Raw genomic sequence first — 18,770 nt, 5'->3', positions numbered from 1 at the left:
GGGCGGGTGGTCGCCGCCCGCCCCGGGGCTCACAGCTCGTGGGCTGTGGTGTCGTCGGTGGTCACCAGCAGCGCGCTCCAGGCCGCGGCCGGGCTGATGTTGAGCAGCACCGCCCGCCCGCCGAATTCGCCGGTCTCCTCGGCGGTCGAGAGGTTGAAGAACACGTCGTTGGGCCCGAGGTGGCCGTAGCGGGCCAGGTTCTCGAAGCACGCTTTCGCGATCGGGACGCCGATCGCCTCCGACCAGTTCCGGAACGCCGCCGTGGACAGGTTCTGCGTCAGGCAGCACGGGACGTCGGCGAGGCTCAGGCCGTTGCGGTCGAGCAGGCGGGTGACCAGCGCCCGCAGCCGGTTGCGGGTCTCCACGGCCAACCGGAACGAGTAGGCCGCCGGATCGGTGCACTCCTCCCGCCAGCGGGCGAACTCCTCGTCGCGGTACTCGACGCGGAACAGGTCCGCGTAGGCGCCGTTCGTCTCCAGCAGGATGTCCCGGATCCGGAGCTTTCCCCGACGCCGCAGCAGAAGCGCGCCGCCGCTGTCGCCGTTGACCGTGACGGGGTGGCGGTAGCGCCCGGGGGTCGCGGGCTTGCTCCCGTGCAGGACGAGCACGTTCGCCAGGTCCGGGTCGGCGCGCAGCAAGCCGCTCGCGGCGAGCAGTGCCGGGGTGAGCGACGCGCAGCCGAGGCCGCCGACCGAGAACGCCATCGCCCGCCCGGCGCCGAGCATCGCCTGCAACCGGGTGGCTTCCGAGCTGACCAGCGTCTGCGGGGCCCGCGGCTCCACCGTCAGGACGACGTCGACGTCGCCGGCGTCGAGGCCCGCGGTGGCGAGCGCCCGCCGGCCCGCCCGGACGGCCAGGTCGGCCGCGGTGAGCGTGTCGTCGACGGGCACCCGGTCGATGCCCAGCGCGGCGCAGGTCGCGCGTTCGGTGCCGGACAGCGTGGCGAGTTCCGGCAGGTCGGCGACGGCGAGCGAGGTGTCCGGCAGGTACCAGGCCGAGGCGGCGAGCGCGATCACGGGAGTTCGGTGAAGGCGCCCAGGATTTCGTCGGCGAGCGCGTCCAGGCGCTCCTGGCCGACGCCGCCGGCCACGGCCAGCCGCAGCGCGCCGTCGCGCACCGCGCTCGTGACGACGAGCGGGAACCAGGAGGCGACCGCGCGCTTGAGGTTCACCGACAGGTCCCAGCGGGTCCGCAGCAGGCGGACGCCGGAGTCGAAGGCGGCGGTGTCGCTCGGTCCGTGCAGCACCAGGACTTCCGGCTCGGGCAGGGCGCGCAGCCGCGCGGTGCCCGGCGTGTCCGGCGAGAGGTGCCGCAGCATCCCGTAGCCGACGCCGTCGTTCGGCACCGACCGCGCGCGGTCGGCGATCTCCGGCAGGCACTCCCGGGCCGTGGTGCCCGGCCCGACCGGCAGCACCAGCGGGTGCAGAGTGGTGAACCAGCCCACCGACGGGCCGCGCCCGGCCAGCCGGAACGGGTTGGGGGTCGCCTCCCCCTCGGTCATCACGAAGGCGCTCGGCGCGTCCTGCCAGCGGGCCAGGCCGCAGGACACCGCGCACAGCGCCGCCTCCCGGCCCTCGGCACCGCCTGCGGACAGCAGGGTGGCGACCGCGGGGTCGTCCAGGGTCCGGGCCGTGATGCCGTCGCCGGGCGCGCCGCCGATCGTCCCGGCGGCGCCGCCGGCTTGCAGGGTCGCCGTCCAGTAGGTCAGTTCCCCGGACAGCTCGTCCGAGGCCGCCATCGCCTGCAGGTGCCCGGCCCACTCCCGCCACCGCGCCGGCCGGGGCGCCGGGGCCGGGGTGCGGCCCGCCGCGAGGTCGGCGAGCAGCACGTCGAGGTCGTCGAGGACGACCACAGTGGACATGTTGTCGAAGACGAAGTGGTTGACCAGCAACACGAGCAGGCCGCCGCGGGCCCGGCCGCGGTCGTAGTGGCGGACCCGGAACAGCGGCCCGCGCGCGGGATCCATCTCCGCCTTCATCGCCAGGCAGTCGTCCGCGACGATCCCGAGCTCCTCGCCGGAGTCGAGCGGCGGGAGCACCTTCGTGTCGAACACGTCCGTCACGGCGACGTCCGCGACCTCGAGCCGGGCGCCCAGTGCGTTGCGCCGCAACCGGTAGCGCAGTGGCTCGTGCAGGCCCAGCAGGTGCCCGATCGCCGTCCGGAGCGCGGCCGCGCCGATCCCCGGCGTGGTCTCCACGGTGTGCACGTCGACGAAGTCCCCGACGTCGTCCGGCATCCGGTGCAGGAAGCTGAGCATGATCGGGGTCGGCGGGATCGCCCGGAGGGGCTCGGGGACCGGCGTGCCGGACGGCACCGGCACCGCCGTCGACCCCGCCGATGACGCCGACGACGCCGACGGCGGGCCGTCGACGACCGCGGCGCGGGCCAGTTCGCCGAGCGTGCGGCACTGCAGCAGCTGCTGCGGGGTGAAGTGGACGCCGTCCTTGGCCGCCCGCGCGGCCACCCGGACGCCGAGGACCGAATCGCCGCCGAGGTCGAAGAAGTTGTCCTTCGGGCCGACCGGGCCACCGCCGGTCAGCAGGTCCGCGCAGATCGCGGCGAGCACCCGTTCGGCACGGGCGGCGGAGTCACTGTCCACAAAGGAAGGTGCGGCCATGGCGGGCTCCCGGTGGGTGGTGGTGCGGACCGGCTCGCCGTCGACGGCCGGCAAGGCATCGAGTGCGCGGCCGGGCTCGCGCAGCACGGCGTCGAGCAGGCCGGGCAGCAGGCGGGCGAGCGCGTCGGCCGTCTCGCGGTCGAACAGGGCTGTGGCGTACTCGAAGTAGCCGTCCATCGGCCCGTCCTGCTGGTCGATGACGCCGACGGTGAGGTCGAACTTGGCGGTGCCCGGGGCGATCCCGGCGACCGTGCCGCTGTCGGAGAAGCGCGAGCAGTCGAGCCCGCCCAGCTCGGCGGTGTCCTGCGGGACGTTCTGGTAGGTGTAGGCGACGTCGAACACCGGCTGGCGGCCCGGCTCGCGCGGCCCGCACACCGCCGAAACGATCTTCTCCAGGGGAATTTCTTCGTGGTCGAGGACCTGGGCGACGGTGTCCGCGCAGCGCCGGACGAGGCCGGTGAACGACAGCGATCCCTCGACCCGCGTGCGGAACGGCGGCAGGTTGTTGAAGTACCCCATGAGGTCGTGCGTCGCCGGGTGCGTCCGGCCGGAGGTGGCCACGCCGACGACGACGTCGGTGAACCCGGCCCAGCGGTGCAGCAGGGCGTCGACCAGCGCGAGCATCGTGACGAAGGTCGTCACGCCGTGTTCGCGGCTGAACGCCCGGGCCGCCTCGGCCGCCGGTTCGCCGATGGTGAACTCGACGAGGCCGCCGTCGAAGGTCTGGGCGGCCGGGCGCGGCCGGTCCAGCGGCAGCTGCGCGGTGGGGAGCCCGGCCAGCTCGGCGCGCCAGAACCGCAGGCCGCGTTCCAGGGTCTCCCCCGTCAGCCGCTTCCGCTGCCAGGCCGCGAAATCGGCGAACTGGAAGGGCAGGTCCGGCAGCTCGGGCGCCCGGCCGGCCAGCCGCGCCCGGTACAGCTCGGTGAAGTCGCGGAAGAAGATCGTCGGCGACCAGCCGTCGAAGACGATGTGGTGGTAGGTCCACAACAGGGCGTGGTCGTCTTCGGCCAGGCGCAGCAGGGTGATCCGCACCAGCGGGCCGGTGGCCAGGTCGAACGGGCGGACGGCCTCCTCGTCGGCCAGCCGGTGAGCCGCCGTGTTCCGCTCCGCTTCGGGCAGCGTGCTCAGGTCGTGCACGACGAGCCGGGGCCCGGGTTCGGCGAGCCGGGTGAAGGGCACGCCGTCCTCGTCGGGGATGCAGGTGCGCAGCACCTCGTGCCGGGCGAGCAGGTCGTGCACCGCGCCGGTCAGCGCGGTTTCGTCGAGGGGGCCGGACAGGCGCAGGTCGTGCGGGATGTTGTAGAGCGCGCTGCCGGGGTTCAGCCGGTCCAGGTACCACAGCTGCTCCTGGCCTGCCGACAGCGGCAGCGGGCCGCCGCGGGGCAGGACCGTGACGGCGGGCAGGTCGGCGAACGGGCCGCGCTCGGCCCGCACGGCCTCGATGCGGGCGGCGAAGGCCCGCACGGTCGGGTGGGCGTACAGGTCGGCGAACGTCAGCTCGACACCGAAGTCGCGTTCCATGGTGCGCAGCGCGGTGATCGCCGCGATGGACGTCCCGCCGAGGGCGAAGTAGTCCGATTCCGCGGTGAGTTCGTCCTCGCCCAGTGCACGCGCCCAGATTTCGGCGACCCGGCGTTCGGTGTCCCCATCGGACACGGCGGCGGGTGGTGGTGCCGGGACGCGGGTTTCGACGGCCGGTGTGCCCGGCGGGCGGCACCAGCAGCGGACGCTCTCGAGCGGGTACACCGGGGCTTCGATCCGCGGCACGGCCGCACCGGCGTAGTGGCGGTCCCAGTCGAGCCGGACGCCGAGCCGGTAGAGCGACGCCACCTGCCGCAGCACCGCCCGCCGTCCGGCCCCGGCGATCAGCTCGACGCAGCCGAGCTCGGGCGCCAGGCGGCGCATCGTCCGCGACAGCACACCGCCGGTGCCCAGCTCGACCAGCACCGCGCCGTCCCGGACGAACCCGCGCACGGCTTCGGCCAGCCGTCCGGAGTCGAGCGTGGCGCCGACGGCCCGGCCCGCCGCGGCCGCCAGGCCGTCGGCGAGGGACAGTTCGCCGCGGGCGATCCGCACCGACAGGTTGCCCACGCCCGAACCGACGAGGTGGGTGTCGGGGATGCCCAGCGACCGGGCCAGCCGGTGGAGGGCGTGGTGGACGGCGACCAGCCGGGGGCCCGGCTCGCCGGGCAGCGGGTCGTCGCCGAGGACGGGCCACGCCGCGCACAGCTGTTCCCAGAGCTCGGGTTCGACCCCGCCGTCGCCGGAGAAGAGCAGCACCACCGGCGGGTCGTCCGCGGCGGGCGCGTCCGGGACGGCGACCGACCGCAGGGCCGCGGCCAGTGCGCCGGGTTCGCCGGCCACCACGGCGATACGGAACGGGTGGTCGTCGCGGCCGCGGTTCATCGCGTGGCCGATCGCGAACACGCCGTGCTCGCCGGCTTCGGCGAACCCGGCGAGCCGGTCGCGGTAGACCGCGAGCGCGGACGCCGACTTCGCCGAGACCGTCACCAGGTGCTCGGTCCCGTCCGGTGCCGCGGGCGCCGGAGCCGGCGGGGCCTGCTCGACGACGGCGTGCACGTTGGTCCCGGTGAGCCCGAACGAGCTGAGGCCCGCCCGCCGCGGCGCGTCGTCGTCCCACGCGCCGAACGCGGGGTTGACCCGCACCGGGCCGTCGAAGTCGATCAGCGGGTTGGGCGTCTCGAAGTGCGCGGTCGGGTACCGGACGCCGCGCCGCACGCTGAGCAGCACCTTGACCAGCCCGGCGACCCCGGCGGCGTTGTCCAGGTGCCCGATGTTGCCCTTGATCGAGCCGATCGCGCAGTGCGGGGTCGTCACGCCGGCGTCGAGGAACGCCTGCCGCAGGGCCTCGACCTCGACGACGTCGCCGAGCGGGGTCGCCGAGCCGTGGCACTCGACGTACCCGACGGTGGCCGCCTCGACGCCGGCGTCGCGCCAGGCCGCGGTGATCACCTCGGTCTGGGCCGCCCGGCTCGGCGCGCTCATGCTGGCCATCCGGTAGCCGTTGTGGTTGACCGCGATGCCCTTCAGGACCGCGTGCACGTGGTCACCGTCGGCGAGCGCGGCGGGCAGCGGCTTGAGCACGACGATCCCGCCGCCTTCGCCGCCGACCGCACCGGTGGCCTTCTCGTCGAACGGGCGGCACCGGCCTTCGGGGGATTCGACGCCGCGGACCGGGACGTGCCCGGCCGCCCGGATCGGCACCGGCCGCACGCTGATGCCGCCCGCGAGCGCCAGGTCCGCGGCTCCGCTGCGCAGCAGCGCGACGGCGTGGGCGACGGCGACCAGGCTGCCGCTGCACGCGGTGTCGAGGACGAGGGCGGGTCCGGTGAAGTCGTGGCGGTAGCTGATCCGCGCCGCGAGCGAGGCGGCCAGGATGCCCAGGATCTGCTGCGGGTCTTCCTCTTCGAAGAGGTCTTCGTAGTCCGACCGCGAGCTGCCGAGGACGACCGCCGTGCGCGAGCCCCGGAGGGCCTGGGGCGCGTAGCAGGCGTTTTCGAGGGCTTCGTGGGCCAGCTGCAGGATCAGCCGCTGGTGCGGGTCCATCCACGCGGCCTCGGCCGGCGGCACGCCGAAGAAGCGGTGGTCGAACCGGTCGATCCGGTCCAGGTAGCCCATCGGCAGGTAGCCGGGGCCGTCCGCGAAGCCGTTCTGCCGCAGCCGTTCCGGGTCGGGCTGACCGACCACGTCGCGGCCTTCGGCGAGCAGGTCGTGCACGGCGTCGAGCCCGTGGGCGCCCGGCAGCAGGGCGGACACCCCGATGATCGCCACGTCGTCGTTGCGCACCGGCTCCGACCTCCTAGAGCTCGTAGTCCTTGGGCGGGTTCAGGCCGCGGTCCACCGCCCGGCCCAGTGCGGCGAGGGTGGGGTGCTCCAGCATCAGCGCCAGCGCCCCGACCGTGGGGTTGTCGAACAGCGCCCGCGGCGGCAGGGCCGTGCCGAAGTCCGCGCGCAGGCGGGCGGTGACCCGCAGGCAGAGCAGCGAATCGCCGCCGAGGGCGAAGAAGTCGTCGTCGACGCCGACCTGCTCGACGGAGAGGACCTCGGCCCAGATGCGGCTCAGCGCCCGCTCGGTCGCGGTGCGGGGCTCGAGGTAGGCCGGGGCGCTGCCGTCCGGCTTCTCCGCGACGGGCGGGCGGTCTCGCGGCGGCGCGGTCGTTCCGGCCGGCGCGGTCTGTCCGGCCGGTTCGCGCAGGAGGTCCGCGAGTTCGCCGACGAGCGCTTCGGCCGTGCTGCCGTCGAACAGCGCGGGGTCGTAGCCGAGCCGCAGGGTCAGCGGTTCGTCGTCGCGCGCGCTGCCGTGGGCGACGAGGGCCAGGGGGTAGTTGGTGATTTCGACGGCGGTCAGCTCCGCCACGTGCAGGCCGCGTTCGGCCAGTGCGCCGGAGTCGAAGGGGTAGTTCTCGAACACGACGATGCTGTCGAAGAGGCCGGCCGGGGCGGGCAGCCCGCTCCAGCGGCGCAGCGCGGCCAGCGAGACGTGCCCGAACCGGCGTGCCTCGGCCTGGTCGGCCTGCAGGCGCCGGAACCAGCCGGGCCGGTCTTCCGCCTCGGCGACGGTGACGCGGACGGGCACGGTGTTGACGAACATCCCGACGATCGCGTCCACCTCGGGCAGCTCGGGCGGGCGGCCGGACACGACCGCCCCGAAGCAGACGTCCGGGTCGCCGCCGTGCCGGGCGAGCAGCCGCGCCCACGAGCCCTGCACGACGGCGTTGACGGTGAGCCGGTGCCGCCGCGCGAAGCCGGCCAGCCGCCGGGAGTCCTCAGTGGACAACTGACGCTCCACTGTGGACGTGGAGCGGGTGCGGTGGGCCCGGCCGGGCGGCCGGTCGTACGGCAGCCGGGTGGGCGTGAGCCCGGCTAGGACCTTCCGCCAGTGGGTTTCGGCCGCCGTCGCGTCCTGCCGGGCGAGCCAGGCGAGGTGGTCGGCGAACGGGCGGCGGCGCCGGGCGGGCTGTCCGGAGAGGTGCGCGAGGACGTCGGTGAGAACTTCGAAGACGCTCCAGCCGTCGAGGATGACGTGGTGGAAGGTCCAGAGCGTCCGGATCCGGCGGTCGTCCAGCCGGATCAGGGTGACGCGCATCAGCGGTGGCACAGAGGGGTCCAGCCCGGCTTCGCGGTCGGCGGCGAGCAGGTCGGCTTCGTCCGGCGAGGTCCCGTCGTACACGGTCACCGGCAGGGTGACGGCTCGGTGCACCACCTGGACCGGTTCGCGGACCCCGGTCCAGCGGACGGCGGTGCGCAGGGCGGGGATGTCGGCAACGGCCCGGTGCCAGGCGCGTTCGAGGGCGGCGGGGTCGGCGGCGCCGGCCAGGGTGAAGCAGACCTGTTCGAGGTAGGTGCCGGGTTCCGACAGGCTGTGGAACAGCATCCCGGCCTGCATCGGGGTCAGCGGGTAGACGTCCTCGACGTGCCGGCCGTCGCCGAGCAGCCGGTCGAGTTCGCCTTGGGTGGCGGCGACGAGCGGGAAGTCGGAGGGGGTACGCCCACCGGCACCGGGCTCGGCACAGTGGGCGGCGATCTCCCGCAGCGCGGTGAGCGTCCCGGTGGCGAGCCGGGTGACGGTGCGGTGGTCGTGCACGCCCGGGGAGCAGGTCCACTCGAATTCGAGTTCGCCACCGGCGGTGACGGCCGCGGTGACGTCGAGCCGCGCGGTGCCGGTCACGTGGGGCGCCCGGCTGAGCTGGATGGCGGAGGGCGCGCCCCGGAACAGGTCGCCGGTCTCCGGCTCGGCGTCGAAGCGGCCGAGGTAGTTGAACGCCGCCACCGGCCGGGGGGCCGGCAACTGCGTCTCGCCCAGGTACCGCAGCGCGCCGTAGCCCAAGCCGCGGTCCGGGGTTGCGCGCAGGCACTCCTTCACCGACTTCAGCACCGCCGCCCAGCCGCCGTCCTTCGGGACCGCCACCGTGCACGGGTACAGCGTCGTGAACCAGCCCACCGTTCGCGACAGGTCCACGTCGCCGAAGAGGTCCTCGCGGCCGTGGCCCTCCAGTTCCAGCAGCACCCGGTCCTGGCCCGTCCAGGCGGCCAGCACCCGGCCGAGCGCGCTCACCAGCACGTCGTCGATCCGGGTGCGGTACGCGGCCGGGGTGTCGCGCAGCAACGCCGCCGTCTCGCCCGCGTCGAGCCGGACCGTCACCGACCGGGGTGGCCGTGGGTCGCCGTCGGGGCGGGCGCCCGGTGCCGGCGTCCGCCAGTAGCCGAGCTGGTCGGCGAACCCGCCCGCCGCCACGTGTGCGGCCAGCCGCCGGGACCAGTCGCCGAACGACGTGGTCCGGGGCGGCAGTTCCACCGGCCGTCCGGCGCGGGCCGCGCGGTAGGCCGTGCGCAGGTCGGCGAGGAGGATCCGCCACGAGACGCCGTCCACGACCAGGTGGTGCGCGGCCAGCAGCAGCCGCGAGCCGTCCAGCACCGCGGTGAACAACGCGCCGCCGTCCAGCTCGAAGAAGTCCATAGTGGACATGGGACCGACGCGGAATACGTCGGTGGACACGGATTCGGCGTACTCCTGCCGCCAAGAGCCACCGGCGCGCCGGAAGCGCAGCCGGAGCGCGTCGTGGTGCGCGGCCAGCGCGGAAACCGCGGTCCGCAACGCCGCGACGTCGACGTCCGCGGCGAGCTCGGCCGACACCCACTGGGTGAAGTGCCCGGGATGCTCGGTGACCGTCTCGAAGAACCAGTGCTGGATCGGCGACAGCGGCACCGGGCCGGACGGCCGGGGCGCCTCGCGCGCCGCCGGTTCCGCCCACTCCCCCGCCGCGGCGAGCTCGGCCGGGGTCTGGCGGAGGAAGACGTCCTTCGCGCTCAGGCGCAGCCCGAGCTGCCGGGCGCGCGCCACGACCTGGATGCCGAGGATCGAGTCCCCGCCCAGCTCGAAGAAGTTGTCCCGGGTGCCGACGCGCTCCACGCCGAGCACCTCGGCCCACACCCGGGTCACCAGCTCCTCGGCCGGCCCGCGGGGCGCCGCGCGGGTTCCGGCGGTCTGCGGCCGCGGCACCGGCAGCGCCCGGCGGTCGATCTTGCCCTGCGGCGTCAGCGGGAACCGGTCGAGCAGCACCAGCGCGCCGGGCACGAGGTGGCCCGGCAGGCTCTTCGCGAGGAACTCCCGCACCGCGCCGGGCTCGATCGGCCGCCGCGGGACGACGTACCCGGCCAGCCGCTTGTGGCCGGGGGTGTCCTCCCGCGCCAGCACGACGGCCTCGGCGACGTCCGCGTGCCGCCGCAGCGCCGCCTCGACCTCGCCGACCTCGATCCGGAAGCCGCGGATCTTGACCTGGTCGTCGGACCGGCCGAGGAAGTCCAGCACCCACTCCTCGCCGGCGCGCCAGCGCACGATGTCCCCGGTGCGGTACAGCCGGGTGCCGTGGCCGAACGGGTCGGCCACGAACCGGTCGGCGGTCAGCCCGGGCCGGTCGAGGTAGCCGCGGGCCAGGCCGCTGCCGCCGATGTACAGCTCGCCGGGCACGCCGGCCGGCACCGGGTCGAGGTGGCGGTCCAGCACCAGGCACCGCGTCCCGGTGATCGGCCGCCCGATCGGCACCGGCCGTCCGTCGTCGGCGGCCCGGACGCGGTGGCAGGCGGTGAACGTGGTGCTCTCGGTGGGCCCGTACCCGTTGACCAGCTCCAGGTCCGGCCACCGCCGCAGCACCGTCGCGCACTGCCCCGGCGACAGGACGTCGCCCCCGGAAACCAGCCGCCGCAGTCCCGCGAACACGCCGGGATCGGCCGCCGCCACCTCGTGGAACATCCCCGCGGTCAGCCACAGCGCCGTGACGCCCTCGGCACGCACGAAGGCGCCGAGCGCGTCGACCGACGGCACGTCGTCGGTGTCGATCGCCAGCCGCGCCCCGGACAGCAGCGCACCCCAGATCTCGAGCGTCGAGGCGTCGAACGACAGCGGCGCGTACTGCGTCGAGACGTCGTCCGGGGTGAGCCGGGCGTAGGGGTCCGCGCACAACCGGGTCACCGAACGGTGCTCGATCAGCACGCCCTTCGGACGGCCCGACGAACCGGACGTGTAGAGCACGCAGGCCAGGTTCTCCGGCCGGGCCCGCACCGGCGGGGCCGCACCGGGCCGGTCGCGTTCCCAGCCGTCGTCCAGGGTCAGCACGCGCACCCCGCGGGGCACCCGGTCGCGCACCGCCCGCGTGGTGAGCACCGTCGTGATCCCGGAATCCGCCAGCAGCCACGCCAATCGCTCGTCGGGGTAGCGGGGGTCGAGCGGGACGTAGGCGGCACCGGCCTTCAGGACGGCCAGCATCCCGGCGATCGCGTCGATCCCCCGCGGCACGCAGAGGCCGATCCGGACGTCCGGTCCGGCGCCGTGGGCGAGCAGGCCGTGCGCGAGCCGGTTCGCCCGGGTGTCCAGTTCCCGGTAGGTCGACGCCGTGCCGTCGCCGGTCACCGCGAGCGCGTCCGGACGCTCGCGGACGCGCCCGGCGAAGACGTCCGGCACGGTCAGCCCGGGCCCGTCCGCCGTCGAACGGCCCACGGCCAGCAGCTCACGCCGTTGCGCGGGTGCCGGGAACGGCAGCCGGGACAACCGCCGTCCCGGGTCGTCGGCGATGCCCTCGAGCAAGGCCAGGAGGTTTTCGGCCAGCCACCCGATGGTGGCGGCGTCGAACAACTCGGTGCTGTATTCGACGGTGGTGCGCAGGCCGCCGTCCCGCGGTTCGAACTCCACCGTGAGGTCGAACTGGGCCGAGCGCCGGGGCAGGTCGGTTTCCTCGACCGCCAGGCCGCTGAGCTCCGGCAGTGCCGACGGCGCGTTCTGCAGCACCACCATGGCGTTCACCAGCGGCGAGCGGCTCGCGTCGCGGTCCGGGGCGAGCAGTTCGACCAGGCGGCCGAACGGGACGTCGTCGTGGGCCATCGCGTCGAGCACGGTCGAGCGGACGCCGGCCAGGAAGTCCGCGAAGACCGGGTCGCCGTCGAGGCGGGAGCGGATCACGACGGTGTTGACGAAGAAGCCGGCGAGGCCCGCCAGCTCGTCCCAGGACCGCCCGGCCGTCACCGTGCCGAGCGCGATGTCACGCTGGCCGGTGTAGCGGGCGAAGAGGACTTGCGCCGCCGCGATCAGGGTCATGAACAGCGTGGCGCCGCGCTCACGGCCGAGCTCGGTCAGCCGCGTGGTCACGCCCGGGGGCACGGTGAACCGGTGCGTGGCGCCGGCCGTCCCCCGCACGGCGGGCCGCGGCCGGTCGGTGGGCAGCTCCAGGGCCGGTACGCCGGCCAGCTGCCGCTCCCAGTAGGCGATCCGGTCGTCCAGTTCCGGCCCGGCGAGCCGGTTGCGTTGCCAGGCGGCGAAGTCGGTGTAGCGCAACGGCAACGGCGGGAGCTCGGCCGCCGGGTCCGAGTACAGCCGGCCGAGCTCGACGGCGAGCACGCCCATCGACCAGCCGTCGGTGACGATGTGGTGCAGCACCAGCACGAGCAGGTGGTCGTCGGTTCCCAGCTCGAACACGGTCGCCCGGAACAGCGGGCCGCGGGCGAGGTCGAACGGCCGGTGCACCTCGGCGAGCAGCGCGCCCTCGAGGTCCTCGACGTCTTCGGCGGCGCGGACCTCCGGCCGGATCTCGGGGGGCGGCCCGACGACCTGGACCCCGCGTCCGGCCACGGTGGGGAACGTCGTGCGCAGCGACTCGTGGCGGCCGGCCAGCGCGGTGAGCGCACGGGCCAGCGCGTCGACCGACAGCGGCCCGCGCAGCCGGAAACCCGCGCTCGTGTTGTACTCCGCGCCGCCCGGGGCGAGCTGGTCGAGGAACCAGAGCCGCTGCTGCCCGGACGACAGGGGCAGCTCGGCCCCCGGCGCCGTGCGGGACGGCGCGTGGCCGGCGTGCGCGGCGGGCAGGGCCGCGGCGAGCCCGGCGACCGTCCGGTGCTCGAACACGGCCCGGGCGGGCAGCGCCGTGCCCAGGCGCCGGTTGAGCGTGCCGGCCACCCGCATGGCGAGGATCGAGTCACCGCCCAGCTCGACGAAGTCGGCGTCGGTCCCGACGCGGTCCAGGCCGAGTGCCTCGCACCAGACCCCGGCGACCACCTCCTCGGCCGGGTTCCGGGGCGTGGCGACGTCGCCACCGGGGTGGCCGGGCTCGGGCAGGGCCCGGCGGTCGACCTTGCCGCTGCCGGTCAGCGGCAGGGCGGCCAGCTCGACGAACCGGGCGGGCACCAGCTGCTCCGGGACGCGGCCGCGCAGGTACTCCCGCAGGCCGGGCGCGGTCTTCCGGCCGGTCTTCGGGACCACGTAGGCCACGAGGTGGTCGTCGTCGCGGCCGTCCCGCCTCGCCACCACGGCCGCGGCGGCCAGTCCGGGGTGGCTCAGCAGGGCCGCCTCGGCTTCGGCGGGGTCGACGCGGATGCCGCGGATCTTGACCTGCCCGTCGGCCCGGCCGAGGAAGTCGAGCAGCCCGTCGTCCCGGCGGCGCACGCGGTCACCGGTGCGGTACATCCGCGAGCCGGGCGGCCCGGCCGGATCGGCGACGAACGCGGCCGCGGTGGCGCCGGGCCGGCCGAGGTAGCCGCGGGCGAGCCCGGCCCCGGCCAGGTACAGCTCGCCTTCCGCGGCCGGCCGCAGCCCGTCGTCCAGCACCTGCGCCCGCGTGCCCGCGAGGGGACGGCCGAGGACCGCGCGGCCTTCGGGCACGGTGTCGCCGACGAGACTGTCCACTGTGGTCTCGGTGGTGCCGTAGGCGGTCCGGACCAGGATCCCGGCGGCGGCCAGCGCGGCACCGAGGTCCGGCTCGACGGGCTCGCCCCCGGTGACCACCATGCGCGGCTTCGCGGGACCGTCCAGCAGCCCGGCGAGCAGCAGCATCCGGAGGTAGGACGGGGTCACGTCGAGCACGTCGATCCGCGCGGCGGCCAGCGCGGCCACGGCGTCCTGCGGGTCGAGGCGGGCCAGGACGTGCAGTTCGTGCCCGGCGAGCATCCACAGCAGCGGAACCCAGGAGGCGTCGAAGGACAGGGCGGCGGTGTGGGCGACGCGCAACCGCCGTTCGCCCGCGGCCGCGAAGATTCCGGCGCGGTGGGCGGCGAAGAGGGCGAGGAGCCCGCCGTGCGTACCGAGCACGCCGCGCGGCTGTCCGGTGGAGCCGGAGGTGTAGAGGACGTAGGCGAGGTTGCCGGGCCGGATCCGCGGGCGGGGAACGGCCGGGCGGTTCCCGGCCGCTGTGCCGCCGGGCCGGAAGCCGGCGGCAGCCTCCGGGGGCGGCTCGGCCGGGCCGCCGCCTTCGCCGTCGGGCGGGATCCCGCCCGCCACGGACACCGGCACGCATTCCGGCGGCAGCCCGCCGGCCAGTTCCGGCCGGGTCAGCACCAGTGTGACCCCGGCGTCCGCGACGATCGATTCCCGGTGCCGTGCCGGGTGCGCCGGATCCAGCGGCACGTACGCCGCCCCGGCCTTCAGCACGCCGAACACCGCCACCACCATGTCCACCCCACGCCCGAGCAGGAGCCCGATCCGGCTCTCCGGGCCGGCGCCGTGCCCGGCCAGCCGCGCAGCCACCGCGTCGCTGCGGGCGGCCAGCTCCGCGTAGCTCATCCGGGTGCGGCCGCAGACCACCGCGGTTTCCGCGGGGGTACGCGCCGCCCGGTGGGCCAGCAGATCGCCCACGCTGCTCACTGGTCCGGTCGTGGTAATCATCCCCAGAATTCCCCATGCACGATGCCGGAAATCCCGGCGGTGACGAACTCCGGATACTTCCAGCGGCTTCGCGCCGCGGACAAGCCGCCGATCGAGGGATTGATCGTCACTGTCCATAATTGCCGCCGACCACAACGGAAATGGATCGTCCACTGCGGACAGTCAAAACCGCGCGCAAGCGATTACGCCGTTCGGCGCCGTCGGTGCACCGCAGACCGTGTTAGCTTCGAACGGGGGCATCCGTCGAGGGAGGGGCGCGTGGCAGGCCAGCAGCCGGTGGGGGCGGACATCACCGCCGAGGAAATCTTGGCCGAACTGACCGGGTTCTTCGCCACCGCGACGGCCGGGAACACCCCCGGCCCCGACGAAGACTACTTCGCGCTGGGGCTGGTGAATTCGCTGCTGGCCCTGGAATTGGTGGCCCACATCGAACGCCGGTTCGGCATCGAAGTCGCGGTCGAAGATCTCGACCTCGGCAATTTCCGGACCATGAACCGCGTCACCGCCTTCGTGCTCCGGAAAAGATCGGCCGGAATTCCGTGACCACAGTGGACTCCGCCGCGTTCGCGGCAGCCGTGCGGCGCGAAGCGGCGGACTGGGACGCCCGTGGCGCCCTGCCGGCCGAGGTCGTCAAAGCCGTGGCGCACGCGGGTTTCCTGGCCGCCGACCTGCCCGCCACCTTCGGCGGCGGCGACCGCACGCAGGCGGACCTCGGGCAGCTGTGCGCCGATTTCGGCGGGGTGTGCAGTGCCCTGCGTGCCCTCGTCACGGTGCAGGGCATGGTCGCCGCGGCCGTGCTGCGCTGGGGCACCGCCGGGCAGCGCGCCCACTGGCTGCCGGCACTGGCGCGCGGCGACGTGCTCGCCGGGTTCGCGGCCACCGAGGCCGGCGCCGGCAGCGATCTGTCCGCCGTGACGACCTCCGCCGAACGCGAGGGCGGGCAGGTGCGCCTGCGGGGCCGCAAGCTGTGGGTCACCTTCGGGCAGCTCGCCGACGTCTTCCTGGTGCTGGTCGGCTGCGCGGGCCGACCCGTCGCCGTGCTCGTCGAAGCCGACCGGCCGGGCACCGTGGCCGAGCCGGTGCGGGGCCAGCTGGGCATGCGCGCGGCCCGGCTCGCCCACGTCCGGTTCGACGGCGTGCTCGTGCCCGCGGAAAACCTGCTCGCCCCACCGGGATTCGGCCTGTCGCACGTCGCGGCGACGGCGCTGGACCACGGGCGGTTCACCGTCGCCTGGGGCTGCGTCGGCATGGCCGAGGCCTGCCTGCGTGCCGCCGCGGAGCACGCCTCGGACCGCGTGCAGGGCGGGGTGCGGCTGGCCGGGCACCAGACGGTGCGTGCCCTGCTCGGCCGGAGCCTGGCCGACACGAGTGCCGCGCGCGGGCTGTGCGCCCGCGCCGCGGCCCTGCGGGAAACCGGCGATCCGGAGGCCGTCGCCGGGACCGTGCTCGCCAAGTACGTCGCCGCCCGGGCGGCCGCCGCGGTCGCCGACCGGGCCGGGCAGGTCCTCGGTGCGGCGGGCTGCGCGGAAGACAGCCTGGTGGGCCGGTTCTTCCGCGACGCCAAGGTGATGCGGATCATCGAAGGCACCGACGAGGTCGCCGAGCAGCAGCTCGGCGAGTACGCGTTGCGGTGGCGGCCGTGAAAACGGTCAAGTGCCTGGTGTGGGACCTCGACGACACGCTGTGGGACGGCGTCGTGCTCGAAGGCGACCGGCCGCGGCCGTTCCCCGCCGCGATCGAGGCGCTGCACGCACTGGACCGCCGGGGCATCCTGCACGCCGTGGCGGGGCGGGGCGAGCTCGCCCGCGCCACCGGCCACCTGGCCGAACACGGCTTGGCGGAGCTGTTCTGCGCGGTCGAGGTCGGCTGGGGCGAGAAGTCCGCGTCGATCCGCCGCATCGCCGCGGAGCTGAACATCGGCCTGGACACGATCGCCTTCGCCGACAACGATCCGGCCGAGCGCGCCGAGGTCGCCGCGGCGCTGCCGATGGTGCGCTGCTACCCCGCCGAGCGCGTCGGCGAGTTCGCCGGCCTGGCCGAGTTCCGGCCGGAACTGGTAACCGCCGAATCGCGCCGTCGCCGCCACCGGTACCTCGCCGAGCGCGACCGCACCGCGGCGGAACGCGCGTTCCCTGGTTCCCCGCCCGAATTCCTCGCCTCGCTCGGGCTCACGATGACCGTGCGGGCCGCCGCCGAAGCCGACTTCGACCGCGCGCACGAACTCACCCTCCGGACGCACCAGCTCAACACCACCGGCCGCACCCTCGACGCCGCCCAGCTGCGGGCGCTGTGCGAGTCACCGGAGCACGAGGTGCTCGTCGCGGACGTGACCGACCGGTTCGGCGCGCACGGCACCGTCGGGCTCGCCGTGCTCCGCCACGACGGGCCGGACGTCGTCCTGGAGCTGCTCCTGACGTCGTGCCGGGTGCTCAACCGCGGGATCGGCACCGTCCTGCTCGGGCACCTCGTGCGGGACGTCCTCGCGCGCGGACGGCGTCCGGTCGCCCGGTTCGTGCCCACCGCGGCCAACCGGATCATGCTGGTGACCCTGCGGTTCGCGGGCTTCGAGCCGGCCGGCCCCGGCGAGCAGGTCCTGGTCTTCGACCCGCGGCGGCCACCACCCCCGCGCCCCGCGCACGTCCGGATCGTCGACGGGAGGAGCCGGTGAAAGTCGGGATCGTGGGTGCCGGGGTGATGGGCACCGGTGTCGCGCAGTGCTTCGCCGCGGCCGGGCACGACGTCGTCGTCGCCGACTCCGATCCGCGGGCGCTGGACCGGGGGCCGCAGCGGATCCGGACCGGCCTGCGGATGGCGGCACTGCTCGGCACCCGGCCGCCGGCCGCGGTCACCGACCGGATCCGCTGGACCGGCCGGCTCGAAGAGCTGGGCGGCAGCGAGTTCGTCGTCGAATGCGCGGCGGAACGGCTGGCGGTGAAGGAAAAGCTGTTCGCCGAGCTGGACCGGCTCTGTCCCGCCGCGACGGTCCTCGCCTCGTGCACCTCCGCCGTCCCGATCGGACGGCTCGCCGCCGCCACCACCCGGGCCGGCCGCGTCATCGGCACGCACTTCATGAACCCGGCCCCGCTCAAGAACGCCGTGGAGGTGGTCCGCGCGGCGGCGACGGCCGAGGAAACCCTGCGCACCACCACGGATGTGCTGGCCGGCCTCGGCAAGCAGGCGATCGTGGTGGCCGACGGCCCCGGCTTCGTCGCCAACCGCGTGCTGATGGCCACGATCAACGAGGCGATCGCGACCGTCGGTGACGGCGTCGCCGACGCCGTCACGGTCGACCAGGTCTTCGAGAACTGCTTCGGCCACGCGATGGGCCCGCTGCGCACGGCCGACCTCATCGGCCTCGACGTCATCCTGGACACCTTGGTGGTGCTGCTGGAGTGCACCGGACAACCGATGTACCGCCCGTGCCCGCTGCTGACCGAGCTCGTCGGAACCGGCAGGCTGGGCCGGAAAACCGGCCGGGGCCTGCACACCTACCCGGGCTGACCCGACGTCGGCATCAGTTCGAGCGTCTCGGCGGCCAGCCGGTCCGCACCCTCGCGGAAGTCCGCGTCCAGCTTGCGGAACAAGGTCTCGGCCTCGATCGCCGGCCAGTCGCCGGGCAGGTGCCCGGCCGGGAGGTGGGGGTCCCGGCGGACGACGTGCAGCCAGTCCGAGTGCAGCATCAGCCGGCGCGTCAGGTCGTCCGGGAACGACGGCGTCCCGGCGTCCCACTTCTCCATGAAGTCGTGGTAGCGCGAGGCGATGGTCGCCGTGTCGAAGGCTTTGCGGACGAGCTCGGCCGCTTCCGTCGGCTTCGCCGGGTGTGCCGTGAACACCGTGACGTGCCCGTCGAGCCCGAGCTGCTCGACGATGGCCGTGACGTCCCGGACGCCGGGGGCGACCCACAACCCGTTCTGCAGCAGGCCGAACCCCGCCCAGGTCAGCTGGCGGCGCAGGTCGTGGCGGTCGCCGCGGCGGGTGTCGGGCAGGGAGAAGCCGACCAGCGTCCAGCCGCCGTCCTCGGACCGGTTGACCGCTCCGGTCTCCCAGATCCGCCGCCTGCCGTCCTCGAGCACCGCGGCGAGGCGTTCGCTGAGACCGAAGTAGACCTTCCGCCCGTGCCGGTGGCGGGTCAGCAACCCGGTGCCCGCCATGCGGGTCAGCGTCGAACGGACCGCCTCCTCCGAGACGCCGACGCGCCCGAACACGTCGATCACGCTGCCCGAATAGATCGCACTCGCCCGGCCGAGCAGGTGGATGCCCAGGAACGTGAGCATGACGGACTTCGGGCGGGGCCCGGAGCCGGTCTCGGCGGAGTGCGTCACGGACGTCAGCCTAACCGGGCCGCGACCCGTTTGATGTTGTGCAGAATGTTGACGGCCGTCATACCCATGACTAACGTTGGGTCCGCTCTCCCGTCGTCCACCCCGGACGAACCTGCTCCCTCCGCAGCGCCCCCCGAAGCCCCGCCCCCAAAGACGAGGGTGAACC

Annotated in this window: 8 protein-coding genes; 4 read left to right on the top strand and 4 right to left on the bottom strand. The window is 74.7% G+C overall.

Features of this window, described 5'->3' with window-relative positions; genetic code table 11:
* Positions 1-29: 29 nt before the first annotated feature.
* Genes ACLJQE_RS34760 through ACLJQE_RS34750 form a run of 3 tightly spaced genes read right to left on the bottom strand, consistent with a single transcriptional unit; the run spans position 30 to position 14,261 of the window.
* Positions 30-1,016 carry a 3-oxoacyl-ACP synthase gene (locus tag ACLJQE_RS34760; RefSeq protein ID WP_410643785.1) on the bottom strand — a complete coding sequence of 329 codons (987 nt, stop codon included), beginning with the start codon at positions 1,014-1,016 and terminating at the stop codon, positions 30-32.
* Positions 1,013-6,424 carry a condensation domain-containing protein gene (locus ACLJQE_RS34755; protein ID WP_410643784.1) on the bottom strand — a complete coding sequence of 1,804 codons (5,412 nt, stop codon included), beginning with the start codon at positions 6,422-6,424 and terminating at the stop codon, positions 1,013-1,015. The genes ACLJQE_RS34760 and ACLJQE_RS34755 overlap by 4 nt, the downstream gene beginning before the upstream one ends.
* A 13-nt stretch (positions 6,425-6,437) precedes the next feature.
* A complete protein-coding gene (locus ACLJQE_RS34750) occupies positions 6,438-14,261 on the bottom strand; it encodes an amino acid adenylation domain-containing protein (protein ID WP_410643783.1) in 7,824 nt (2,607 codons plus the stop codon).
* On the opposite strand from ACLJQE_RS34750, the gene ACLJQE_RS34745 reads away from it, so the two are divergent.
* From ACLJQE_RS34745 to ACLJQE_RS34730, 4 genes are read left to right on the top strand one after another with little or no spacing between them, the layout of a single operon-like run.
* Positions 14,232-14,825, top strand: a complete 594-nt coding sequence (locus ACLJQE_RS34745) for an acyl carrier protein (protein ID WP_410643782.1) — start codon at positions 14,232-14,234, stop codon at positions 14,823-14,825. The genes ACLJQE_RS34750 and ACLJQE_RS34745 overlap by 30 nt on opposite strands.
* Positions 14,822-15,925, top strand: a complete 1,104-nt coding sequence (locus tag ACLJQE_RS34740) for an acyl-CoA dehydrogenase family protein (RefSeq protein WP_410643781.1) — start codon at positions 14,822-14,824, stop codon at positions 15,923-15,925. The genes ACLJQE_RS34745 and ACLJQE_RS34740 overlap by 4 nt, the downstream gene beginning before the upstream one ends.
* Complete coding sequence (locus ACLJQE_RS34735; protein ID WP_410643780.1) at positions 15,922-16,950, top strand: HAD-IIIC family phosphatase; 1,029 nt, start codon at positions 15,922-15,924, stop codon at positions 16,948-16,950. Before ACLJQE_RS34740 ends, ACLJQE_RS34735 begins: the two co-directional genes overlap by 4 nt.
* On the top strand, positions 16,947-17,783 hold the full coding sequence (locus tag ACLJQE_RS34730; RefSeq protein WP_410643779.1) for a 3-hydroxyacyl-CoA dehydrogenase family protein: 837 nt from the start codon (positions 16,947-16,949) through the stop codon (positions 17,781-17,783). The genes ACLJQE_RS34735 and ACLJQE_RS34730 overlap by 4 nt, the downstream gene beginning before the upstream one ends.
* On the opposite strand, the gene ACLJQE_RS34725 is transcribed toward ACLJQE_RS34730, so the two are convergent.
* Positions 17,771-18,604 carry a PaaX family transcriptional regulator C-terminal domain-containing protein gene (locus ACLJQE_RS34725; RefSeq protein WP_410643778.1) on the bottom strand — a complete coding sequence of 278 codons (834 nt, stop codon included), beginning with the start codon at positions 18,602-18,604 and terminating at the stop codon, positions 17,771-17,773. The two genes, ACLJQE_RS34730 and ACLJQE_RS34725, sit on opposite strands and share 13 nt — an antisense overlap.
* Positions 18,605-18,770: the final 166 nt, after the last annotated feature.

This window comes from Amycolatopsis sp. lyj-346 (genome assembly GCF_046548975.1).
Classification (GTDB): Bacteria; Actinomycetota; Actinomycetes; order Mycobacteriales; family Pseudonocardiaceae; genus Amycolatopsis.
Note: the sequence above shows the minus strand (reverse complement) of the source record. Positions and strands in the feature narration are given on the sequence as shown.